This window comes from Salinimonas chungwhensis DSM 16280 (assembly GCF_000378185.1).
GTDB classification, from domain to species: domain Bacteria; phylum Pseudomonadota; class Gammaproteobacteria; order Enterobacterales; family Alteromonadaceae; genus Alteromonas; species Alteromonas chungwhensis.
This window is the reverse complement of the sequence record NZ_KB899387.1, coordinates 40488-58505: the sequence shown is the minus strand read 5'-3', so window position 1 is coordinate 58505 and position 18018 is coordinate 40488. Positions and strand designations below refer to the sequence as shown.

The window sequence follows — 18018 nt, the reverse complement described above, 5'->3', positions numbered from 1 at the left end:
GATGAAATGGTTAGTACTAAGCATTCTGTGGCTTGGCGTAGCGCCGCTGTGTCTGGCCGGCTACTTAAGTGATGATGCAACCACCGGTTTTGAGCTTGCCAGCCCTACGCGAACTGCGCCGGTTTTGGTGGAGCATACTGCCAGTGCCGGGGTTAAGCGCGCAGTAAACACCTTTTCACAGGACCTATTTAATGTAACCGGACAACAGCCGGATATCCTGCACGCTCTCTCACCTGCCGATTCATTGGTTCTGGTGGGTGAGCTGGGGAAGAGTGCCCTGGTGGATCAGTTGGTGGCCAAAGGTAAGCTGGATGTGAGTGATTTGCAGGGGCGCTGGGATGGCTATCTGATTAAGCACATTGACGCACCTTTTGCAGATATCGGCGAAGCCTGGGTTATTGTCGGGGCCAATCATCGGGGGGCAATGTACGGCATCTATGATTTAAGTGAAACTATTGGCGTTTCACCCTGGTATTGGTGGGCGGATGTGCCGGTGAAAAAACAAACGTCACTGTATTTATCACCCGCCACCCGGATTCTGGAGGCACCAAAAGTAAAATATCGTGGCATTTTCCTAAATGATGAGGCGCCGGCATTAACCGGTTGGGTGCATGAAAAATATGGGGGGTACAACGCAGATTTTTATGAGCATGTATTTGAGCTGCTGCTGCGGTTGAAAGCTAACTTTCTGTGGCCGGCGATGTGGAATAATGCCTTTGCCGACGATGACCCGAACAATGCGGTACTGGCTCATGAAATGGGCATTGTCATGAGTACATCCCATCATGAGCCTATGATGCGGGCGGACAAAGAATGGAACCGCTACGGTAAAGGCAAATGGGAATACTCCACCAATCCTGACAATTTATATTCATTCTGGCAGCAAGGCGCCCAACGTCACAAAAATCTGGAAAGCATATTTACGCTGGGTATGCGCGGACAGGAAGATACCCCCATGAGTGAAGGGCAAAATGTTGAACTGCTAGAAAAAATTGTGGCTGATCAGCGCACCATTTTAAAAGACACGTTTGACAAATCATTGACTGAAATCCCACAGGTGTGGGCGCTTTACAAAGAAGTACAGGGGTTTTACGAGCGCGGCATGCGGGTGCCCGAGGATGTGACCTTGTTATGGACTGATGATAACTTTGGCAACATTCGCCGTTTACCGACGCCAGAAGAGCGTTCCAGAGAAGGCGGCGCCGGGGTGTATTATCACTTTGATTATGTGGGCGGGCCGCGCTCCTATCGGTGGATTAACACGGTGCCCCTGGGCAAGGTGTATGAACAGATGAGCATGGCCTGGGAGTATGGCGCCAGAGAAATCTGGATTACCAATGTTGGCGATTTGAAGCCCATGGAACTGCCCATTGATTTCTTTTTATCGATGGCCTGGGATCCAACCGCCTTTAACGGCGACAGCGCTGATGAGTTTACCCTTGAATGGGCGGGCCAGCAGTTCCCTGCGACGGTCGTTGATGATGTGGCGACTTTATTGAATACCTATACACTGCATAATGGCCGGCGTAAGCCTGAAGCGGTATCGCCGGACACATACAGCATTTATCATTATGATGAAGCGGCACGAATCTCTGCCCGGTTAGCCAACGCCGCTGCAACAGCAGAGCGTATTGAAAAACAACTGCCACAGGAATACCAATCTGCGTTTTATCAGTTAGTTGGCTATCCGCTATGGGCCACACAGGCAGTCTACGAGCTAAATCATTCGCAGGCGCTGAATCAGCGGGATGCCCGCCAGGATCGTGCCACGACCAGCGACTCCGGCGCAGCCGTTTCTGCCTGGTTTGAACGTGACCAGGCTTTAGCTGAGCGGTATCATACGCTAGCAGACGGCCGCTGGAACCATATGATGGATCAGCCGCATATTGGTTATGTGCACTGGCGCAATCCACCAGCCAATGTGCCGCCGGTAACCCGGCATAAAGCGCTGGCGGTGCCGGCCGTGGCTGATATGGGCGTAACCACAGAAAATCAGGCGATTTACTGGCCCGCCAGTGAGTTTGCCGATGCATCACTGAGTTTGAATACTTTTACTCCCTACGGCGTCCAAAACCGTGACATTGTTATTTTTAATCGTCAGGCCAAAGCCTTTAGCTTTAAGGCAGAAACCTCCGCAGACTGGATCACACTGTCGCAAACAAAAGGGACAGTGAAAACCACACAGACAGTGCGGGTCAGTATAGACTGGTCGAAATTACCCGCCGGTAATCATCAAGCCAGCATTACCGTGACAGGAACGGGGTGGGGGGGCGCACAGATAGCCGTACAGGCAGCGCAGACCAAAGCCAGTCCTTACGGTTATGTGGAAAGCGACGGTGTCATCGCGCTGAATGCTGTTAGCGGGTCGGTGCGTAATAATACACCCTCGGTTGAATGGGAAACCCTCACACTGCATGGTCGCACAGGAAGCGCAGTGCGAAGCTTTATCGGGGCAAATGCAACGCTCCCTGAATCGATTGAACAGCGGCCTGCGCTGACCTTTCCGCTTTACTTTTTTTCCACAGGTTCTTTTGATGTGAACATTGATATTTCACCGACCCAGTCGATTTTTCCAGACCATAAACTGGCGTTCTGGATGCAGCTGGATAATGCCGCCCCCACACGTATAGAAGGGGCCGCAAAAAAACAGAACTGGGCCTTAGAAGTGTTGAACAATGTTCGCACACTGACTACCACGATAACCATCGACAAGCCCGGGGCACATCAGCTGACTTTTTATCCGCAGGATACCGGCGTAGTACTGCAAAAGATTGTTATTGATACCGGCGGTCTGAAGGATAGCTATTTAGGGCCGCCTGAATCGCCGTACATTGAGCGCCAGAAAACAGGGCTATAAAAGGCAAAAAGGCTAAACTCGATAACGCAGACTTGTAAATTTTATGTAATTGCATACCGCAATGGCGTTATCTTGTTTTGCAAAGGTTTAACATTGCTCAGTTGCACAGTTCGCTGCAAAATGCTTTTCAATGAATGATTACAATAAGATAAGGAGAAAGTTGTGGCATTAGGACCTTTTCGTGCAAAAACACTTTCATTAACCATTTCAGCGTTACTTCTGTGTGCCTGTCAGCCCACCAATGAAAACGAAACCGGCGACACCCAGACATCTTCTGATATGCAGCAGTCTGCCAGCCAGGATAATCAAATGGCCAGTGATGCAGATAACGCCGCAGGGTATTCAGAGCCGCTGGTTACGCATATTTATACGGCTGATCCATCAGCCCATGTTTTTGAGGGTAAACTTTATATTTATCCTTCACATGATGTGGAGTCCGGCATTCCGCAAAATGACAACGGCGATCATTTTGATATGCGCGACTACCATATTCTTTCCATGGATGAAGTGGGTGGCGAAGTTACCGACCACGGTAAAGCGCTCTCTGTAGACGATATTGCCTGGGCAGGTCGCCAGCTTTGGGCGCCTGATGCGGCGGAAAAAGACGGTACGTACTATTTGTACTTTCCGTTAAAGGACAAGCAGGACGTATTTCGTATCGGCGTGGCAACCAGCGACAATCCGGCAGGCCCCTTTGAACCTCAACCAGAACCGATGGCCAATAGCTACAGCATCGATCCGGCCGTGTTTAAAGACGATGATGGCGAATATTATATGTACTTTGGCGGTATCTGGGGCGGCCAGCTACAACGCTATGAGGGTGAAGAATATAATCCTGAAGACGAATACCCGGCTGACGATGCACCTGCAGTAAAACCGCGCATTGCAAAATTAAATGACGATATGCTGTCATTTGCCGAGCCTATACAGGAAATCGAAATACTGGACGAAAATGGTGAGCTAATTACCACCGGCGACAATGACCGCCGCTTCTTCGAAGCAGCCTGGGTCCACAAGTTTGACGGAAAATACTACTTCTCTTACTCAACCGGTGATACCCATAAAATTGTTTATGCAACCGGAGATAATCCGTATGGCCCGTTTACTTATCAAGGGGTAATTCTGAACCCGGTAGAAGGCTGGACCAACCATCATTCTATTGCCAAATACAAAGGTAAATGGTACCTCTTCTACCATGACAGCTCACTATCCGGCGGCAAAACCTGGTTGAGAAGTGTTAAGATGACAGAATTGACACATCGCCCGGATGGCAGCATTGTGACCATCGACCCGTATAAAAAGGCCGAGTAAGTATGGAAGACACCATGAACGGGCAGACCAGCGCGTCTGCCGATGATGCAATGAACAACACCGCTTTTATTATCTTTATCAGTATTGTTGCCACCATTGGTGGCTTTCTGTTTGGTTTTGACAGCGGTGTGATTAACGGCACGGTTGACGGGCTGCAGCAGGCGTTTAACTCTGAAAGCGTGGGAACAGGCTTTAATGTTTCCAGTATGTTGCTGGGTTGTGCGGTCGGTGCATTTTTTGCCGGACGGATGGCCGATAAATTTGGCCGTCGTGCCTTGCTGATGACCGCTGCGGTGTTCTTTATTATCAGTGCCTGGGGGTCAGGTGTTTCCGCTGACTCCGGCGAGTTTGTGCTGTATCGGATTCTTGGTGGGCTGGCCGTGGGTGGCGCATCTGTCATGGCGCCAGCCTACATTTCTGAAGTGGCACCAGCGCGGTTCAGAGGTATGCTCACCACGATTCAGCAAATTGCCATTATTAGTGGATTATTTGCTGCATTTGTAAGTAATTACTTACTCGCTGATGCTGCTGCGGGCTCTACCAGTGAGTTATGGATGGGGTTTGAAGCATGGCGCTGGATGTTCTGGATGGAGCTGATTCCTGCATCGCTATTTTTCCTTATGCTGTTTTTCATCCCCGAAAGCCCCCGCTTTTTAATGGTCAAAAAGCGCACCGACAAAGCCCGGGTTGTGCTAACACGACTGTACGGTGACGTTGCTGCAAAACGAAAAATTGCAGATATTGAGGGCTCTCTGGCCGGCGATCATGTTCCGCGGTTTTCCGACCTGATGCAAAAAGGGACCAGTAAAATTCGCCCTATTGTCTGGGTAGGTATCGGTCTGGCTGCTTTTCAGCAACTGGTAGGCATTAACGTGGTCTTCTATTATGGCGCGGTGTTATGGCAGGCAGTAGGCTTTTCTGAGTCGGATTCTCTGCTTATTAATATTATCAGTGGTGCAATCAGTATCGCTGCGTGTGTTATTACCGTTATGGTTATTGATAAAATAGGCCGTAAACCACTGCTTAAGTGGGGCTCTATAGGTATGACGATAACCCTGAGCCTGATGGTTTATGCATTTTTGAATGCCGATCAGGACCCAACCGGCCGGCTTATTCTCGGTGAATACGGCACCATGGCCCTGATTTCCGCCAATGCCTATGTGTTTTTCTTCAATATGTCCTGGGGCCCGGTGATGTGGGTAATGCTTGGGGAGATGTTCCCCAATCAAATACGCGGCTCAGGCCTGGCGGTTAGCGGGCTGGTTCAGTGGAGCACCAATTTTGTAATCACCTGGTCATTCCCTATCCTTCTGGCAGGCGTTGGACTGGCCGGCGCGTACGGGCTATACGCTATCTGTGCATTACTCTCGGTGTTCTTTGTTACCGCGTTAGTGAAAGAAACCAAAGGCCGCGAGCTGGAAGATATGGAAGGCTAACCGTGCGGTGGGCTATCTGACACAACGTGGTTTAAAAAAGAGGCGCAACGCCTCTTTTTTTATGTCTCTGGCAGAAACTACAATACTGAAAGTCAATATCGTAATTTTATCTGCAGACTGACTTGGTAACCTCCTGTTAACAATTGAATGGGAGTGTGACGTGATAAAGTCTTTAATTCAAAGCGCTGTAGCAGGCGCACTGCTTACTGCATCGGCAGGCGTAACAGCGAAGGCACCAGCGCTCAACGACAGCGCTTATTTTGAGCAGCCAGGGTTAAATGTGGTGGTGTTTAGCAACTGGTATAACGGTATGTTTGGCGACTCCAAGATAAGCGGGGTGGAACTTATTCATTTTGGTGAACGCACGGCAACCAACGGTGATGTACGGTTAAGCGCAACGCCCGAGCAATGGGATCCGATACCTACCTTTGTGGAACGCAACGTTGACCAGAAAAACCAGACAGTCAGTGCAACCCTGGCGTATCCCGAGTTCGACTTTACCTACACCATAAGTGCCCGGCCCATTGAAAATGGGGTGGAAATTACATTATCCACCGACCAGCCGCTCCCTGACGCACTAACAGGAAAAGCCGGTTTTAACATGGAGTTCTTACCGGCTACCTATATGGAAACCGCGTTCTTAGCAGATGGCCGCCCTGGTGCTTTTCCTATTTACCCCACCGGCGTAAAAGAAATAATCGGCGAGCATGAACCGGTCCCGCTGGCCAGGGGAAACCATCTGGTACTGGCCCCTGAAACCGCGCAAAAGCGCGTTTCCATCGTGTCAGAAAATGCCGAGCTGGCGCTCTATGATGGCCGGGCAAAAGCGCAAAATGGCTGGTTTGTGGTCCGGGCGATGTTACCGGCAGATAAAACCGGCGATATTTTAACGTGGGAGCTTACGGCCAGTACCGATGAAAGCTGGCTACGTCCCCCGGTCATTGGCCATTCCCAGGTTGGGTATTTGCCCGGACAAACTAAACGCGCCATTATTGAGCTGGACGCCAACGCCAGCCGTCAAGGCGAGGCTGCCCTGTTAAAGGTTAATGCCGACGGTTCAACGTCTGTGGTGAAGCAGCAGGTTCCTAAAGACGAAGGTACATATACCCGGTATCAGTACGCCAGCTTCGATTTTAGCGACATCACGTCGCCCGGCGTCTATCAGCTTCGCTACGGAGATACCACCACGGCGGCGTTTGCTATTGCATCGGATGTGTTAGACAAGGCATGGCATCCTACTCTTGACCATTATTTTCCGGTGCAGATGGACCATGTTCTGGTAAACGAGGCGTATCGGGTATGGCACGGCGCATCCCACCTTGATGATGCGTTGCAGGCACCGGTTAACCATGAGCATTTTGATTTGTATGCGCAGGGCCCGACGACGGATACAGGATATGAACCCGGTGAACATATCCCTGGGCTAAACGTGGGTGGCTGGTACGATGCCGGCGATTACGATATTCGCACTCAAACCCAGTACCGCACCGTTAGAAGCCTGGTTCAGGCATGGGAAGAATTCGATCTTAAGCGTGATACCACGCTGGTGGACTATGACCGAAAATTTGTGGACATTCACGTACCCGATGGTAAGCCGGATATTCTGCAACAAATTGAACATGGCACGTTAGCGTTGTTAGCTCAGTATGACGCGGTGGGACATGCCATCCCGGGGATTATCGTGCCGGATATTAGTCAGTACACGCATTTAGGTGATGGTCTGACCATGACGGATAATCTTATCTATAACGCAGATATGAAAGAAACCGAGTCAGACGGCAGGCAAAGTGGTGTTTTTGACGACCGCTGGGCGTTTACCTCTAAATCCACACCACTGAACTATGGTTCAATGGCCGCACTGGCCGCAGCAAGCAGAGCACTGCAAGACTATAAGCCAGAATTGGCCAGAAAAAGCCGCGAAACTGCTATCAGGGCGTGGGCTCAAGAGGCAGATAAAAAACAGCCGGACATGTTTCAGGTGGGTAATACTACCGGTGGCGGACTACAAGAAGAAAAGCTAAAAGCGGCGGTGGAGCTGCTGATCACCACGGGTGAGAAGCAATATCGGGATGCAGTTAATGAGCTGGTGTCCTACATCGAGTCGGATTTTGGCCGAAATGCAGTGCTGGCGATACGGGCAATGCCACTGATGGACAAGGCTTACAAAGACCGTATGCGTAAGGCTGCCCAAAAGTATCAGCCGACGCTGGAAAAAGCCACCACGCGCAACCCCTTCGGCGTGGTAATAACTGAGTACGGCTGGGCGGGGAACGGTACAATTCTGGAAATGGCGGTTACTCAGTATTACTTAAATCAGGCGTTTCCTGAGTTATTCAGTACAGATCTGATTTTCCGCTCACTTAATTATTTATACGGTACCCACCCGGATTCTGATATCTCGTTTGTGTCAAATGTGGGTACAGTGTCGAAGAAGGTTGCCTATGGTATGAACCGCGCAGATTATTCTTTTATCAGCGGCGCTATTGTGCCCGGGGTACTTATATTAAAACCTGATCTTCCGGAAAATAAGGAAAACTGGCCCTTCCTGTGGGGTGAAAACGAATATGTTATCAATGTCGGCGGTGCGTACATATTTGCCGTTAACGCAGCACTGAAAGCCGCTGGCAGGTAACAGACAGTAAAACCACAGCGCCGCATTCAATGCGGCGCTAAGTGCTGCTATCCACGTACCTTCTGCCTTACCCCAAAGACGTGAGCATTACCTTCTTACGACCTGATCCGCGGCCAGCCTCTGGTCCAGTTTACTCTTGCCCGGTACCACCTACACTGGTGCTATGGTGATAATAAGGGCGAAATTATGAGGTCGTTGTGGATTGTTATTTTTATAGTGCTGGTCTTACTACCCAAAACGGTAAATGCAACACCAGGTAGCACCATTGATACCGGGCCATTACAACTGGCGGATAAGTACAGCCCAGAGATAGCGGTGAACGAGTATTACATCAGCGAAAAATTAGACGGCATCCGTGCGCGCTGGACCGGTTCCCAGCTTATCACCCGCAACGGAAATAAAATTCACGCGCCAGCGTGGTTCACCCGGGGCTGGCCCTCTCAACCTCTGGATGGCGAATTATGGACCAGGCCCGGTGACTTTGAGCGTATCGCATCTATCGTTCTTTCTCATACGCCGGATGCGCGGTGGCAGGAGATTAAAATGATGGTCTTCGATACGCCTGTGACAAACGTGCCATTTCGCGAACGGCTAGCGCAATTACAGCAACTTATCTCCCTGACCGATAATCCAACCCTGGTCCTGATACGCCAGTTCAGACTTTGCTGCAAGGATGCGCTTGAACATAAAATTGATGCGGTAACCGCTGCCGGCGGGGAGGGGGTAATGTTACACCATCAACACGCATTGTATGAAGATGGCCGCAGTACAAATTTACTCAAAGCAAAACGTCATGAGGATGATGAGGCCAGGGTCATAGCGCATTTACCAGGCCATGGGAAATTTGCCGGAATGATGGGGTCGATGCTGGTTGAGCTACGTAATGGCAAACAGTTTAAACTGGGCACCGGATTCACAGACCAACAACGCCTTACACCACCTCCGGTGGGCAGTTGGGTAACATTTAAATACTACGGCTTTACGCAGCGCGGCCTGCCGCGTTTCGCCAGCTTCATGCGCGCGCGACCCGACAGAGATATTAAAAATTAATGCGCTGATGATTACGCAGCCCCCGCGTCGAAATACTGGCAAAATTATTATAAATATAAATGAAAAACGTTATGCAGATGTAAAAAAAATACATGTGACAGGTTAAATCTGGTTGGTAGAAATAGATATGCCTGATTAATTTTACAGCAGTACAGGTGAGATTATTTATTCCTAAAATAATTAACCAGAGAGAAATGAATGAAAAAATCTACTTTAGCTTGCCTGCTTCTGGCGCTCACCTCGGCCCACCAGGCACAGGCCAACCTTGTCACTAACGGGGACTTTTCTGATTGCAGCTTCGCCGGTTGGCAGAAAGATACCGATGGCGTCGGCGAACTTGCTGCCGGTAATGATTTTCAGCAGGTCGGCGCCCCTGACTGTGCTGCTCAGCTAACCGTTGATGGCCCGGAGACACAGGCATTTTTTGCCAATACCCTTTTTCAGGGGGTGGGCCTGATGGCTGACACGCAGTATTCGCTGAGTTTTGATCTTAATGTTAACTCAGAACTGACCAGCCAGGACCAGGGCTTCGTCGCTGATTACTTTGTAGTGGGGCTCGGTGATGGCAGTGGGGCCTACTATAACGCAAATGGCACACTGGGTAGCCTGCTTGAAGCGGACATTGATGGTGCCCAAAGCTACAACGTTGAAGTCATGCTGGATGATATGCTCGCTTCCTGGGACATCCTTACGCTTGAGTTTCAGCTGCTGCTCGGCGCAGATGCAACGGACATGACCGACTTTGGCGCATCCTTCCTGCAAATTGATAACGTTGCAATCAATCCGGTTAATATGGCATCGGTCAGTGAACCCCTGACATTTGCCTTATTCGGGTTAGGATTAGCTGGCATAGCCGCGGGGTCACGTAACCGAGCGGGTAAACGGAGTGCGTTATGAACAATTTGTTTAAAACCACACTTCTTTCTGCACTAATTGGTTGCAGTGGCATGGCGCATGCTGCCTGGATTCAGGCGGACAGCTCGCTGGAATTAGCCTCGGCTCGGGCCTCTTTTGATCGGGTAAACCGGGTCTACAACTCTGTGGTAACCGTATTTAATGGGGCGGATGAAGCCCTGGCCGGACCGCTTAGGATCCTGATCACCGACAATTCCATCCCGTTGGTGGAGGCTGATGGGTATACCGATTCTGGCATACCCTATGTAATGATCGACGCTGAAATCCTCAATCCGGGGGAATCATTGGCGGTAAACTTACAGTTTGAACTGCAACGCAAGCGACTGACTTACACCCCCATTCTTGAGCAAAACAACCCGGATGTAGGCGTTTATGCACAGGCAGAAGGCGGGCAGAGCGCACTACTTAACTTTTTAGGCGCGGATATGCGCGTAGAAGCAGGGCCGCCGCAGTTTGTTACCGCCAGTGTTAATGGCGTTGATGAACCGGCCACTGACAACCGGGTTGGCGAACTTGCTGTGAGTTTTGAATCGGCCGGTGACTATACCCTTTATGCCAGGGTCCGCATTGGTCCGGAAGGAGCCAATGACGACAGCTTTTATATTGCCCAGGGTCTGGGGAATAACCAGGGCTGGGTGCTGGTTAACAGCATTCTGGGGTACGCTGCGCCCGGTGAAGATGGATACACACCCGGCGCCATAGTGGATACCGGCGGTGACGATACGCCCGGGGCGTTCCGATGGGTGAAAATCCCTGATGGAGAGTATAGCGTGGAAAATGATAACACCACTGCTATTTTCCGCTACGCGGGCCGTGAGGATGGCTTGGATATTGATAAATTTGTGTTTGCCCCAGAAGGGGTAACCTACACCGTTGAACAGCTTGAAAATGGGCAGCCAGGTGAAAGGCTTCCGCCACCTGACGCTTATGTACCGGAAGGACCACCACTTGCACAAGGTAAATCAAAATTTCTGGGTGGGGTCTGCTGCGGTGCGCAACGACCCAATTTTGAAGCGTACTGGAATCAGGTAACGCCCGAAAACGCAGGCAAGTGGGGCTCCGTGGAAGCGGTTCGGGATGAATATAACTGGGCCGGACTTGATGAGGCGTATCAGGTTGCTAAAGAGAACGGCTTTATTTACAAGCACCATGTGTTGGTATGGGGCAGTCAGCAGCCGGAATGGATAAGCGCGTTACCACCAGAAGCGCAGTTAGCTGAGATTCGCGAATGGTTTGAACTGGTTAACCAACGTTACCCGGACATTGACTTTATTGAAGTGGTCAATGAGTTTGATAACGCACCGCCAGATGGCGAGAATGACAGACCAGACTATGTCGATGGTTTGCGGCTCTTTAACCCTGATACAACCGCGCAGGTGGAAGCCTATTTCATAGACCAGGGTGATAGTCCAGCAGATGCCGCTCAAAAAGCCTCATCTTACGACTGGATTGTTAATGCGTTTCAAATGGCCAGAGACATCTTTCCGTCTTCGACTCAGCTAATGTTCAATGAGTACAGTGTGGTGAACTCTAATGATCGCACGCAAAAGGTCATTGATTTAGCCAACCTGCTGCAATCACGTAATCTCATTGACGCTGTGGGCTTTCAGGGGCATGCATTTTCGACCACCGGACCGCTGGAAACCCAGCGCAACAATGTTGATCGTATTGACCAGCAAACCGGGTTGGATATTTACATGACCGAGCTGGATATTGACGGGCCCGATGAGCTAACGCAGTTACTTGAGTTTCAACGGCTGTTTCCCATGTACTGGAATCATCCTGCCATTGAAGGCATTACTGTGTGGGGCTACTTACCCGGTCACTGGCGTGAAGCACAGGGCGCAATACTGGCGTATGACAACGGTGCTGAAAAGCCGGCATTGAAATGGCTTAAAGGTTACGTGCGTGAAGTTGCTCCTCAGTTCAATCAGCCTGGCACAATTACCATTGATGAAACGACAGAAGTGGGGACGGAACTAGCGGACTTCACCTCATTTGATGCATCAGGTAATGCACACACAGCACAAAGCGATGTGGTGTGGTCAGTATTAGGCGGCAATGAGGATGGACGCTTTGCATTGGATGAAAGTACCGGGCAACTGACGGTCGCCGACAACCTGGTACCGGGAATCTATAATCTGTATGTCCAGGTTCAGGAAGGCGAGTACACCAGCTTTGCCCGTCAGGTCCAGATTGTGGTGCCCGGCGATAATCTTCCACCCACTGTCATAGAGTACAATTTTGCTGAAGGCGTACAGGGATGGCGTGGCGATTATGGCACATCCGCGTCAGTAAGTTATGACAATGCTACACCGGCAGCGTTACTGGAACCGGACTGGCAGGCCAGCAACGAGCAGGTCTTTATTGAAGAGGTGAGTCTGTCTGATTTGACGGGGGCATCATTAACTTACACGTTTAATGTAACCCAGGAGCAAGCTGAGGGCGGACTGACAATTCAACCGTTTGTGCAAACGGGAGCACCTTCGTATGCCAGAATCTATGCTGATGCGGTCGCGGTACAGGCCGGAGAAAATATTATCTCCTTTGCACCAGAGGATAATGCTGCCGGTGACCTGACCATTGTCGAGCGTCTTGGCGTGCAGCTTAACGGGCCATTATCTAACGGTAATACTCAAAGTGTGGCAATGACCCATGTGAGACTGGAGATTCCAACGGTCATTCCTTCAGCAGAAACAGTTGTTTATGATTTTGCCGATGGTGATGAAGGTATGCAGGGTGAATTCGGTACTGATGCCACCGTAACTTACCAGGCTAACCAGCAGGCGGTAAGTTTGCAGCCAAACGGTACCAGTGAGACCCACAACTATATTTTGCAGGTAGGAAGTCGCGACTATACCGATGCGGCCATTACTTACACGTTGCGGGTAAATGGTACGCCGGGGGCGACGGAGCTCAGCGTTCAGGGGTATGTGCAGACTGGCGCGCCAGACTATGTCCGAATTTACGGTACGGTAGAGCCGTTGTCATCGGGGAGCGCTGTATTTACTTTTTACCCTGACAGCGATGATGCCGGGTCAATAGCTAATATAGAGCGTATTGCCTTACAGATAAATGGCGCCTTTGAATCTGATGAAAGTAATCAGATCCTGCTGGAGCGCATTGATGTGGACTTTCCGTAACGCGCAAGTGGTTCGGGTTTAAATAAAAAGTAACGCCTGGGTGGCAAATGGTTTGCCCCCAGGCATTTTTTGTCTGCGCAAAAAATAACTTCTTACCTAACAAAAATGTCATGGGATTTGTGGTGATCGCCTGATTTACCGCCAGCGTAGTAACTAGCTGATTAGTAATATAAATCCATATGTGTATCGATTGCTCTAATTGGTACCTGCCAAGTCTGGCTAAACAGGCATTAAAAATGACGCGTTTTCTTATGCAAACTTTATTTTTTCACGGCAAAATTTCCCGAGGTCTTGTCGCTGCGCTAGGTGTTTTAGTGATTACTGTACTTAGCGCCTGTAGCGAAGAAAAATCAGGCAATGGCCAGGCTCAGGGCCCCGGTGGTTCCCAGGGGGAAGCGCAACAGGCAATTCCGGTGGGATACATTACGGTTTCTCCGCAAAAAATCGGCTACACCGAGAAGCTGCCTGGGCGTGTTGTCTCTTACCGGGTAGCACAGATACGTCCACAGGTCAGCGGGATTATTCAGGAGCGTCTTTTCGAGGAAGGCTCTCTTGTCGAGGAAGGCGACCAGCTTTATCAGATTGATCCGGAACGGTATCAGGCTGATTTAGACATGGCACAGGCAAATCTGGAGAGTGCTCAGGCGGCAGTTGCTAATGCGCAGGCGGTGGTGAACCGGTTTGATGGACTGGCGCAAAAGCAAGTTCTCAGTGAACAGGAATTTGATGACGCCAAAACCCGGCTCAGACAGGCCCGGGCCTCTGTCAGCCAGGCTGAAGCTGAAGTAAAAAATGCCAGAATTAATCTGGCGTATACGAACGTTTATGCACCTATCAGTGGTTTCATCGGCCCGTCCAGCGTAACCAAAGGAGCGCTGGTTACACAGCAACAGCAAGAGCCTCTGGCGATTATCCGCCAACTTGATCCGGTCTATGTGGACTTATCGCAATCGGTGGGGGATGCACAAAAACTGAAAGCCCGTCTGATAGAATCCAGAATTCAGAAGCGCGATGATGTGAAATTTGAAGTCAGCCTGTTTTTTACCGAATCCGGGGAGCCCTATCCCCATAAAGGTAAACTGGACGCTACGGATTTAGCTGTCGATGAGCAAACCGGTGCAATTCGTTTACGGTCGGTGTTTCCCAATCCGGATAACCGGTTGTTGCCGGGGCTTTTTGTGCGTGCCTCCATTGAAGATCTTTCCTCGAGCCAGGCATTGGTAATACCGCAGAAAAGTGTGCAGATTGGAAATGGCGGCGCGAAAAGTGTTTGGGTGGTGGCGAGCGGAAATAAAGCCAGCAAGCGAAGTGTGCAAACCGGTGTGGCTTATCAGAATCAATGGGTTATTGAAGACGGTCTACAGGCAGGCGATAAAGTGGTGGTAGAAGGCACAATGAACTTACAGGATGGTGCGCCGGTAAAACCAAAAGATATCTCGCAACAGAAGAAATCATCTGCCGGAGGCTCCTCAAGGCAAGATGACAGCGCAACAGCCGGTAACGCGGCATCATCGTCACACTCTACCGGCGAGCGTTAATTCATGTTTTCAAAGTTCTTTATCGCCCGACCAATATTTACGATTGTTGTTGCCCTGCTGATTATTGGCGCGGGTATCTTTTCAGTACTTAGCCTGCCGCTGGAACAATACCCGAATATTGCACCACCTAAGGTGTCAATTTCAGCCAATTATCCGGGCGCGTCGGCCCAGACACTGGAAAATACTGTCACGCAGGTTATTGAGAAAAACCTTACTGGTATCGACAACCTGCGCTATATCCAGTCACAAAGTTCGTCTGCCGGCACCGCTTCTATAACATTAACATTCGAGCCGGGCACCGACCCCGATATTGCCCAGGTTCAAACTCAGAACAAAGTCTCGCAGGCGCAGTCATCTTTGCCTCCGGTGGTTCAGCAGCTTGGGGTGTCAGTAGAAAAAGCCGGCAACAGTTATGCGTTAATCGTGGCGTTTTTCTCAAAAAGCGGGAACATGAGTCGTAATGATATTTCAGATTTTCTGGTTGCTAATCTGGAAGAGCCGCTGAGCCGGGTCAGCGGTGTGGGTCAAATTCAGACCTTTGGCCCTGAGCATGCTATGCGTATCTGGCTGGATCCCCATGCCATGAACAACTTTAATATCACCACGCTGGATGTAATCAGTGCCATTGAAGAGCAAAATGTTCAGCTGGCTTCCGGTGAGATTGGCGGCGCGCCTTCTGTGGAAGGCCAGCAGCTCAATGCGACCATAACCGCGCAAACGCTGTTGTCCACTCCCGAAGAGTTTGCGCAAATTTTGCTATCGGTGAACTCTGATGGCTCCCATGTGGCGTTGGGGGATGTGGCTAACATTGAAATCGGCGCAGAAAGTTACCGGGTAATTGGACGCTGGAACCGCAAACCCGCTTCAGGGATTGCCATTGAGCTGGCGCCTTCGGCCAATGCTTTAGAAACAATTAAAAATGTGAAGGCCCGGGTTAAAGACTTCGACAGCATTATCCCTGACGACCTGGATGTGCAATATCCGGTAGATATCTCGCCATTTATCGAAGCCTCTATATTTAATGTAGTAGAGACACTCGCCATTGCCGTTGTTCTGGTTATCCTGGTCATTTACATCTTTCTCCAAACCTTCAGAGCAACCCTCATTCCGGCCATTGCAATACCTATTGTGTTGCTAGGTACGTTCATTTTCTTAGCTGTGCTGGATTACTCAGTCAATGTGCTGACATTGTTTGCATTGGTGTTGGCCATCGGGATGCTGGTGGATGACGCCATCGTGGTGACCGAAAATGCTGAGCGTAAACTTGAAGAAGATGACTCGCTGAGCCCGAAAGACGCCGCCCGTAAAGCCATGAAGGAAATATCATCGGCATTGCTGGGTACCACAGTGGTGATATGGGCCGTATTTTTGCCTATGGCGCTGTTTGACGGGTCCGTTGGTGTTATATACCGGCAGTTTGCCATTACCATTTCAGCAGCGATGGGTTTGTCACTCTTTGTGGCTTTGACGCTGTCGCCTACTTTATGCGGCCTGTTTTTGGAGCAGGGCAAGGTAGAAAAAACCAGCGGGCCCTTCGGACTATTTAACCGCGGTTTTAATAAACTTCGCGCCGGGCATGAACGGTCGCTGGAGTCGTCCCTCAACAACCGCTTTATTTTGCCGATCATTTTCTTCATTGCACTGGTTATTACGGTGCTTATCTTTTTGCGCATCCCCACCTCGTTTTTACCTGAAGAAGATCAGGGACGCATGTTTACACTTATTTCCGGTCCGCCAAGTACCACACTGCAGCAAACCCGGGACAAAATAGAAAAGGTGGAAGATTTTTTTCTGGATAATGCCGATGGCGCTGTTGAAGGACTTTTCACGGCCGCGGGCTTTAGCTTTTCCGGGCAAGCGCAGAATGTGGGTATCGCCTTTATAAAGATGAAAGACTGGGAAGCACGGGGCGAAGGCAAAAGTGTGTTCAAAATTCAGGAAAAGGCAGCGGAAGCGTTGGCAACGGTGTCAGATGCCATGATTGTTCCGCTCATTCCACCGCCGGTTAGCGCACTGGGTAATGCCAGCGGATTCGAGTTTCAGCTAATTGATCAGGGGGGCTTGGGTCATGAAGCCCTGGTTCAGGCAAGCGAACAATTTTTAGGTAAAGCAAACCAGAGCCCGCTACTTACCTCCGTGCGCTTTAACGGTTTGTCGGATAATCCGCAGTACAATCTGGATGTCGATACGATTAAAGCACGCGCACTGGGCGTGCCCATTTCCACCATCAACCAAACCCTGAGTGCTGCTTTAGGTGGCACTTATGTGAATGACTTTATTGAGAACGGACGCATTAAACGGGTATATGTGCAGGCGGAGGATAAGTACCGCATGCTACCGGAAAATGTTAACGACTGGTATGTGCGTAATGAAACCGGCGGAATGGTCCAGTTAAAAGAGATTGCTGCCGGAGAGTGGACTTACGGGCCGCCTAAACTTACCCGTTTCAATGGCAGTTCTTCCAGGGAAATCCAGGGTTCAACCACTGCCGGGGTCAGCTCCGGTGAGGCGCTTAAGGAAGTGGCCCGTATCGCTCAATCGCTTCCTCAGGGAATTGATATTGCCTGGACCGGCCTGTCCTATGAAGAGAAACAAAGCGGCAGTCAAACCATGTTGCTTTACAGTATCACCGTTATTGCAGTGTTTATGATTCTTGCTGCACTGTATGAAAGCTGGGCCATTCCCCTGGCCATTATGCTTACCGTGCCATTTGGAATTTTAGGGGCGGTACTGGCTACCTGGTTAACCGGACAGGCCAATGATGTCTATTTTCAGGTCGGCCTCTTGATGACCATCGGCCTGGCGGCTAAAAACGCCATATTGATTGTGGAGTTTGCCCAGCACAATGTTAACGAGGGTATGGACGCGTTTGATGCTGCTTTGACTGCCGCTAAACAACGCCTGCGGCCAATCCTGATGACATCGCTAACCTTTATTCTCGGCGTAATGCCACTGGCCTTTGCCACCGGGCCGGGCTCAGGCGCGCAAAATGCTATCAGTATAGGTGTACTGGGCGGTATCACCGCTACCACATTATTCGTGGTATTTTTCGCCCCGTACTTCTTTGTCTGGGTATACCGGGTGTTTTCAAAAGGTGAGAAAAAAAACCAGGAAAATAAGCAGGCCTGAGATCTAC

Annotated in this window: 9 protein-coding genes; all 9 read left to right on the top strand. The window is 50.2% G+C overall.

Features of this window, described 5'->3' with window-relative positions; translation table 11 throughout:
- Position 1 precedes the first annotated feature (1 nt).
- A complete protein-coding gene (locus F458_RS0115210) occupies positions 2-2857 on the top strand; it encodes a glycosyl hydrolase 115 family protein (RefSeq protein ID WP_018984294.1) in 2856 nt (951 codons plus the stop codon).
- A gap of 162 nt (positions 2858-3019) precedes the next feature.
- The gene (locus F458_RS0115205; RefSeq protein ID WP_018984293.1) at positions 3020-4168 is read left to right on the top strand and encodes a glycoside hydrolase family 43 protein; all 1149 of its coding nucleotides are present in this window, start codon (positions 3020-3022) and stop codon (positions 4166-4168) included.
- A gap of 50 nt (positions 4169-4218) precedes the next feature.
- Complete coding sequence (locus F458_RS0115200; RefSeq protein WP_026294710.1) at positions 4219-5604, top strand: sugar porter family MFS transporter; 1386 nt, start codon at positions 4219-4221, stop codon at positions 5602-5604.
- Positions 5605-5764: 160 nt separating this feature from the next.
- Positions 5765-8236 (top strand): glycoside hydrolase family 9 protein, encoded by a 2472-nt coding sequence (locus F458_RS0115195; protein ID WP_018984291.1) that lies wholly within the window; start codon positions 5765-5767, stop codon positions 8234-8236.
- A gap of 186 nt (positions 8237-8422) precedes the next feature.
- Positions 8423-9286, top strand: coding sequence for a DNA ligase (locus F458_RS0115190; RefSeq protein WP_018984290.1), 864 nt, complete (start codon positions 8423-8425; stop codon positions 9284-9286).
- Positions 9287-9484: 198 nt separating this feature from the next.
- Entirely contained in the window at positions 9485-10183 is a 699-nt protein-coding gene (locus F458_RS0115180; protein ID WP_018984288.1) for a PEP-CTERM sorting domain-containing protein, read from the top strand.
- Positions 10180-13344: an endo-1,4-beta-xylanase gene (locus F458_RS0115175; RefSeq protein ID WP_018984287.1), complete on the top strand. Its 3165-nt coding sequence runs from the start codon at positions 10180-10182 to the stop codon at positions 13342-13344. Before F458_RS0115180 ends, F458_RS0115175 begins: the two co-directional genes overlap by 4 nt.
- A 236-nt stretch (positions 13345-13580) precedes the next feature.
- Positions 13581-14882 (top strand): efflux RND transporter periplasmic adaptor subunit, encoded by a 1302-nt coding sequence (locus tag F458_RS0115170; RefSeq protein WP_018984286.1) that lies wholly within the window; start codon positions 13581-13583, stop codon positions 14880-14882.
- A gap of 3 nt (positions 14883-14885) precedes the next feature.
- On the top strand, positions 14886-18011 hold the full coding sequence (locus F458_RS0115165) for an efflux RND transporter permease subunit (protein ID WP_018984285.1): 3126 nt from the start codon (positions 14886-14888) through the stop codon (positions 18009-18011).
- The last annotated feature ends 7 nt before the right edge of the window (positions 18012-18018 follow it).